This window comes from Limnohabitans sp. (genome assembly GCF_040401495.1).
Classification (GTDB): Bacteria; Pseudomonadota; Gammaproteobacteria; order Burkholderiales; family Burkholderiaceae_C; genus Limnohabitans.
On sequence record NZ_JBBAOI010000003.1, the window covers coordinates 94,118 to 100,370 of the forward strand.

The window sequence follows — 6,253 nt, forward strand, 5'->3', positions numbered from 1 at the left end:
TTTCAGTGTGAGGGAGCAGGCAGCTGTCCCACCAAGCGGGCGTGCTCACGGCTGGCATATCTGTCGGTCATGCCAGCAATGTAGTCGGCAACGGCTCGGGGGAGGTTGTCAAGCTTGGCATGACCTTCGGGCATTTCTTGAGGGTGGGACAAATAGGCTGCGAATAATTCGCCAACCACTTGGCGGGCCCAATCGGTGGTTTGCATTACCTGCGGGTGTCTGTACAAATGGTGGAGTAAAAAGGTTTTCAGCTGCGTCGAGCGCTGTTGCATGGGGGAAGAAAACAGCACCAAGGCAGGGGCAGCGCGCACCGCTTCTACACTGTCAGGTGCGTGTTGCGCAAGGGCACTTTGAGTGGTTGCCAAGACGTCGTAGACCTGATCGCTCAACATGCGGCGTATTGCCTCATATAACAAGCGCCGTCCGGATAAATCCTGAAATTCGGTTTGCACTTGACGTCGGTAATCGTCAAACAAGGCCACGTCTTCAAGTTGTGCCATGCTGATGAGGCCCGAGCGCACACCGTCGTCGATGTCGTGGGCGTTGTAAGCCATCTCGTCGGCGATATTGCACAACTGCGCCTCTAAACTGGGTTGGCCTTTAACCAAAAACCGTGCAGCCACACCGCCGGGTTCATGCGCCTCTAGGAGTTGTGCGTTGCGCACCGAGCAGTGCTTCAAAATGCCTTCACGGGTTTCAAAGCACAGATTCAAGCCGTCAAACTGCGCATAGCGCTCTTCCAAGCCATCCACCACGCGCAGGCTTTGCAAGTTGTGCTCAAAACCGCCGTACGCGGCCATGCACTCGTTCAAAGCATCTTGTCCTGCATGGCCAAAAGGCGTGTGGCCGAGGTCGTGTGCCAAAGCGATAGCCTCTACCAAATCTTCATGCAAACCCAGTGTGCGGGCCATGGAGCGAGCAAGTTGCGCCACCTCCAAAGAATGCGTCAAGCGGGTGCGAAACAAATCGCCTTCATGGTTCAAGAAAACTTGGGTTTTGTAGACCAAGCGGCGAAAGGCGGTGGAATGCACAATGCGGTCGCGGTCGCGCTGAAACGCATTGCGTGTGGGGGCTGGGTCCTCTGCAAAGCGTCGGCCCCGCGTGAACGCAGGATCACAAGCGTAGGCTTGAAGCCTCAACGACAACAGGCCTCTAAAACTTCAACCACCACGGCATCGGGTGCACCTCGTACCACGGCGCTGCCTGGTGGGTCGATCAGCACAAAACGGATATCGCCTGCCTCGGCTTTTTTGTCCACCCGCATATGGTGCAAATAAGCCTCGGCCCCCAAAGCGGGACCAACGGTGGGCAGGCCTGCACGTTCAACCAAGTTGGTCAGGCGTTTGGTGAATGCCACATCCACCAAGCCCAAATGGTGTGACAACTGTGCCGCCATGACCATGCCGCAACCCACTGCTTCGCCATGCAACCATTCGCCAAAACCCAAACCCGCTTCAATAGCGTGGCCAAAGGTATGGCCAAAATTGAGAATGGCCCGCAAGCCTGATTCACGCTCGTCTTGACCCACCACATTCGCCTTGATCTCACAACTGCGCTGCACCGCATAAGCCAAAGCTTGGGGATCGCGTTGCAGCAAAGCGTCAAGGTTGTTTTCGATCCAGTCGAAGAACGCCATGTCGGCGATGGGGCCGTATTTGATGACCTCGGCCAGTCCAGCGCTGAGTTCGCGTGGGGGCAGACTTTGCAAGGTGCGCAAATCACACACCACACGTTCGGGTTGGTAAAACGCACCGATCATGTTTTTGCCAATTGGGTGGTTGATGGCGGTTTTGCCACCTACCGAAGAATCGACCTGCGCCAGCAAAGTGGTGGGCACCTGTACAAAAGGCACTCCGCGCATATAACAAGCCGCCGCGAAACCGGTGATGTCACCCACCACGCCACCTCCGAGTGCAAACAAAACGGTTTTGCGGTCACAAGCGTTTTGCAACAGCACATCGAAAATACTTTGCAAGGTTTCCCAGGTTTTGTAGGCCTCACCATCGGGCAGGCTCAGGGTAAGCACCTTGGGGTAGTGAGCTGACAAACTGCGCTGTAAATCTGCGGCGTACAAAGGGCCTACCGTGTCATTGGTAACGATCAAGGCGGTGGCCGCACGGGGCAAGCCATGCCAAGTGCGGTCCAAAGACAGCAAGCCAGCGGCAATGCTGATTCCATAGCTTCGATCGCCCAAAGCGATGCGGACTTGGCGGTGGGTGTCATGTGGCATGGGGAGGTGTTTCTGCCACAGGCAAAAGTCCGGCGAGTTCGAGTTGGCTCATGACCATGGCAACCATGGTGGGAATTCGTGGACGGTGAGATTCAATCACGTAATGGGCAGTTTCTTGGTAAAGCGGGTCACGTTGGTCGAACAATTCCCTTAACTTGGCCTCGGGGTTATCCACTTGCAACAGTGGGCGCTGGCGATCGTGACGCAAGCGGCGAAAAATTTCCTCGGGACTGATTCGTAAATAGCACACCGTGGTGCGTTCGTGCAGCAAAGCGCGGTTGGCAGGGCGCAGCACAGCGCCGCCACCGGTGGCCAGCACCCCCACCGCTTGGCGGGTAATGTCGTCCAAGGTTTGACTCTCCACATCACGAAAAGCGGCTTCGCCTTGGCGTTCAAAGTATTCTTTGATGCTGCAACCCAAGCGCTGCTCGATGACGTGATCGGAGTCAACAAAGGCGCAGCCGATTCTGCGAGCAATTTGTCGCCCGACTGTTGACTTGCCGCTGCCGGGCATACCCACCAAGGCCAACACGATAAATACTTCCTCACGGTGCTGATGCACGTTGCGAGAGCATTTTAGGGCTTAGGAATATCAGCAACTCTTGCTTGCTGCGCTTGCTGCTGCGGTTGCCAAACAGCCAACCCATGCCGGGCAAATCGCGCAAACCCGGCACACCAGCCAAGTTTTGGTTATCGCTGGTCTCAAAAATGCCGCCAATCATCACCGTGCCCCCATCGTCAACCCGCACTTGGGTGCTGACATGCTTGGTATCGATAGCAAAACCAGCAGGCGTGCTTTGACCCACGCTGTCTTTGTGCACATCCAAGTCCATGGTGATGCTGCCCTCGGGCGTGATGCGCGGCGTGACCTCCAAGCGCAAATTGGCTTTGCGAAAGGCAATGGAGGTCGCACCGTTGCCCGCCGAGACTTGGTAAGGCAGCTCGGTGCCTTGCTCAATCACCGCCTTGGCTTGGTCTGCGGTGACCAAGCGCGGACTGGCCACCACCTTGCCCAAGCCCTCGGCCTCAAGTGCAGACAATTCCACCGACAAACGCAGTGTTCGCACGGGGTCGAACAAGGACAGCGCCAAGGTGGCAGCGTTTTGGCCTTGCAAACCCATGGCAGGCAACTGCACCAAAGCAGCATTGTTGTCACCGCGACCCAAGCGAACGCCCAAACTTCTGGCAAAACTGTCTGATGCTTCGATGATGCGCGCCTCAATCAGCACCTGCCTCTGCGGGATGTCAATGCGCTCTATCAATACTGCAACCTGAGCCAACTTATCGACCACATCGGTGACAAACAGTTGGTTGGTACGCACGTCTACCAAGGCCGAACCACGCGCACTCAACAAGCGAGGTGCAGGGTTGTTGCCGACCACGCCGTTGCTGCTGAGCAAAGGCACCAGCAAGTCGTGTGCTTTGGCGTAATTGAGTGCAAAGGCGCGGGTTTGCACGGGCTCTAGGGCTTGCAAAGCCAAACGACTTTCTAGCGTGGCCTTTTCTCTGGCAGCCAATTCAGCAAGGGGTGCGATCCATAGCACGTCTCCCATGCTGTGTTGCCCCAAGCCCTTGGTTTGCAGCACCGTGTAGAGCACTTGGTCCCACGGCACTTGACTCAGGTGCAGACTAAGCGTACCGCTCACGCTGTCGGCTATCACCATATTGATGCCACTGAAGTCGGCAATCAGTTGCAATGCAGTACGCACCTCAATTTTGGGGAAATCCATGGACATGGGTGCGCCGCTGAACACCGGTGGCGCATCAGTAAGCGTCTGGGACTGTGCATGGTTTGTTCCCATCAACGCAAAGCAAACGGCAAACAAGGCATTAATAAGCAACTTCATGGTGCCCCCCTGTCAGGCCAACGGCTTGAGCGCGCTTGCCAGCGGCCTTGGCCGTCGGTAAACCATTGGCGCAGCCACACATGGTCGGTGCCAACCTGTGTCACCTCCCCGCCATTCGCACCCAAGGCCTGGCCGGGCTTGAAGGTGTAGAGCACGCCCTCGTGCGTGAGCAATGCGCGGGATTTTTCTGGCGTGCTTAAAGCACCCACCCATTGCCATTGCGACAAGTCGGCATCGGGTAAGCGGACTTGGCCTTCAAGCGTTGGCGCAAGCGTCGGCAAGCCTTGGGGTAAGCCAGTCGCATCAAAGGGATTGAATAAGCGCGCAGGCCTGTGCCCATCGGAATGCGCTGCTGCTGGGGTTGGTTTTGTACTTGACGCCCCAAAGCGCTTGAGGAACTGCTCGGCATCGTCTTGCGTTTGCAACTGCAGACTCAAGTGCGGGGCAGTGCCCTTAGTCCGAGGTGCACTGACCGCGCTCATCACAAAAGCGTTAACCCGTGCTTGCGGAGCGAGCTCGGCAAAGGCTTGCCAAGCCACCAACAGGCTGGGCAAACTGCCGCTCCAATGGTGCGATTCCTGCTGATGTGCGCCTACATTGCTTGGCAAGATGCTGACCCAGGCTGGCCAATCTTGCCCCGAGGGGTGGCGCATGGCCTGCAAAGCAGCCACTCGCAGTTCATGTTGATCAAGTTGCCGTTGCAAGGTTTGTAATTGCAATAAAGCGTCCTCTTCTCGCTGCTGCGCCTGCCACCAGGTAAGCCATGCTTGGCCAGAGACTTGCCAACTCAACCACAGGCTCATCAGCAATGCCATGGCACTGAGAAGCATGGATTGCGCTGACATGGGCCAAGCGTGCAAGACCCGCCAATGGCTGCGCCACTGGGGCCACCAGTGCGCCCCTAACGTCGAGCGTGGGCTCATGAGCGAACCCCTTGGGGGGCCGGAGAGCTGAGCTCAAAGGTATGTAAATGCCATAAACGTCCCTGTGGACAGCGCCACAAATGGCTGGCTATTGGCGTGGGCTGCGCCCTGACTGCGATGCCACGGGCTTGCAGCTGGTCTTGCCAATGCAATACATGCGCAGCGCTCAAGGCGCGCACTTGCAATTGCCATTGGCCATCGCGCCATTGGACTTGGCTTAGCTGCAAGCCGCGCGGCGGCACACTGAAGAAGTCGATCAATGAACGCCAAGCTTGCCACTGTTGCTGTTGCCATTGCGGCCATGCCTGCTGTACCTGCTGCGCTTGACGGTAACGTGTTTGCCAAAGCGCTGCTTCTTGCAATTTGTGTTGCAAAGCTTGCTGCTGAGCCTGCCAAGCAGACATGTTTAACTCATGGCCATGGTTGGCTTCTGCCAGCCAGTGCTCAATGGCAAACACCATGGCAAATGTCGCCGTGGCAGCCAGCAAGCCGCCTATCTGCCAGCGCTGCAACACCGCTTGACGCTGCCGCTCACGCCATGGCACCAAGTTGAGCGCCCTCATGGTGCCAACACGCCCAAGGCCAAGCCAGCGGCTCGTGCTTGCAGATGAGGTGCCATACCCTGCGCGTCAAGTCGGCTGACTTTGCTGCTTTGCAGTTGCCACCGCGCCTCCGCCTGCCAAGCAGGCTCTAGGCGCATCAACCACAGGCCTGCCGCCCGACACCATTGCTCGCAAGCCGTCACCCAAGCTCGCTGCGTAGCCAAAACCTCCACATGTTGTTGCGCTTGTGCTTGCATGGCAGACACCAGCCACGCGGGGCGCTGGGTCTGGGCCGCAAGGGCCGCTGCGTCGGGGGTAGGCAAGGTGTGAAAGTCCCACACCGTATCTGCCAAAGCCCAAGGCAGTTGCCTGTTCAGTTCGGCCTCGATGGCCTTGACCTGATCACGCACATGCAAACCGCTTTGCAGGGTCAAGTTAAAGCGGCGCAAGCGTTGGTCTTCAATAGCCAATGCAGCATCTTGGGCTTGACAACCGGCTTTGTGGCGAGCGGTGCGCAACCAAGTGGGGTCAGGCCAACCCGCCAACAGGCTTTGGTGGGTCTTAGGTGCATCTTGCAAAGCCAGCCAATACCAGCGTTGGATGTGCAAACACCCCTTGACGGGGGCACTGGCCTGAGCCAAGGCTATGCCATCGGGTTGGACCACCACGCCCAAACTTCGGCGGGTCGAACGGGGAAAGAGTCGGCGCATA

At 57.6% G+C, this 6,253-nt stretch carries 7 protein-coding genes; all 7 read right to left on the bottom strand.

The features are described from left to right. Positions 1-2: 2 nt before the first annotated feature. Positions 3-1,139 carry a deoxyguanosinetriphosphate triphosphohydrolase gene (locus tag AC9UEO_RS03570; protein WP_509530198.1) on the bottom strand — a complete coding sequence of 379 codons (1,137 nt, stop codon included), beginning with the start codon at positions 1,137-1,139 and terminating at the stop codon, positions 3-5. Then, the gene (gene aroB, locus AC9UEO_RS03575; protein ID WP_509529940.1) at positions 1,136-2,230 is read right to left on the bottom strand and encodes a 3-dehydroquinate synthase; all 1,095 of its coding nucleotides are present in this window, start codon (positions 2,228-2,230) and stop codon (positions 1,136-1,138) included. Before aroB ends, AC9UEO_RS03570 begins: the two co-directional genes overlap by 4 nt. Then, a complete protein-coding gene (locus AC9UEO_RS03580; RefSeq protein WP_509530201.1) occupies positions 2,220-2,765 on the bottom strand; it encodes a shikimate kinase in 546 nt (181 codons plus the stop codon). The genes aroB and AC9UEO_RS03580 overlap by 11 nt, the downstream gene beginning before the upstream one ends. A gap of 10 nt (positions 2,766-2,775) precedes the next feature. After that, on the bottom strand, positions 2,776-4,077 hold the full coding sequence (locus AC9UEO_RS03585) for a type IV pilus secretin PilQ (RefSeq protein ID WP_509529943.1): 1,302 nt from the start codon (positions 4,075-4,077) through the stop codon (positions 2,776-2,778). Continuing rightward, on the bottom strand, positions 4,074-5,000 hold the full coding sequence (locus AC9UEO_RS03590) for a pilus assembly protein PilP (RefSeq protein WP_509529946.1): 927 nt from the start codon (positions 4,998-5,000) through the stop codon (positions 4,074-4,076). Before AC9UEO_RS03590 ends, AC9UEO_RS03585 begins: the two co-directional genes overlap by 4 nt. Beyond that, positions 4,997-5,563: a hypothetical protein gene (locus AC9UEO_RS03595; RefSeq protein WP_509529949.1), complete on the bottom strand. Its 567-nt coding sequence runs from the start codon at positions 5,561-5,563 to the stop codon at positions 4,997-4,999. The genes AC9UEO_RS03590 and AC9UEO_RS03595 overlap by 4 nt, the downstream gene beginning before the upstream one ends. Next, positions 5,560-6,253, bottom strand: a 694-nt coding sequence (locus tag AC9UEO_RS03600) for a hypothetical protein (protein ID WP_509529952.1), incomplete at its 5' end; no start/stop codon positions are given. The genes AC9UEO_RS03600 and AC9UEO_RS03595, both read right to left, overlap by 4 nt.

Bases quoted from the DNA above. Each gene is read 5' to 3' on its own strand.
- AC9UEO_RS03590 (WP_509529946.1), bottom strand. From the start codon at position 5,000: ATGAGCCCACGCTCGACGTTAGGGGCGCACTGGTGGCCCCAGTGGCGC.
- aroB (WP_509529940.1), bottom strand. From the start codon at position 2,230: ATGCCACATGACACCCACCGCCAAGTCCGCATCGCTTTGGGCGATCGA.
- AC9UEO_RS03585 (WP_509529943.1), bottom strand. From the start codon at position 4,077: ATGAAGTTGCTTATTAATGCCTTGTTTGCCGTTTGCTTTGCGTTGATG.
- AC9UEO_RS03595 (WP_509529949.1), bottom strand. From the start codon at position 5,563: ATGAGGGCGCTCAACTTGGTGCCATGGCGTGAGCGGCAGCGTCAAGCG.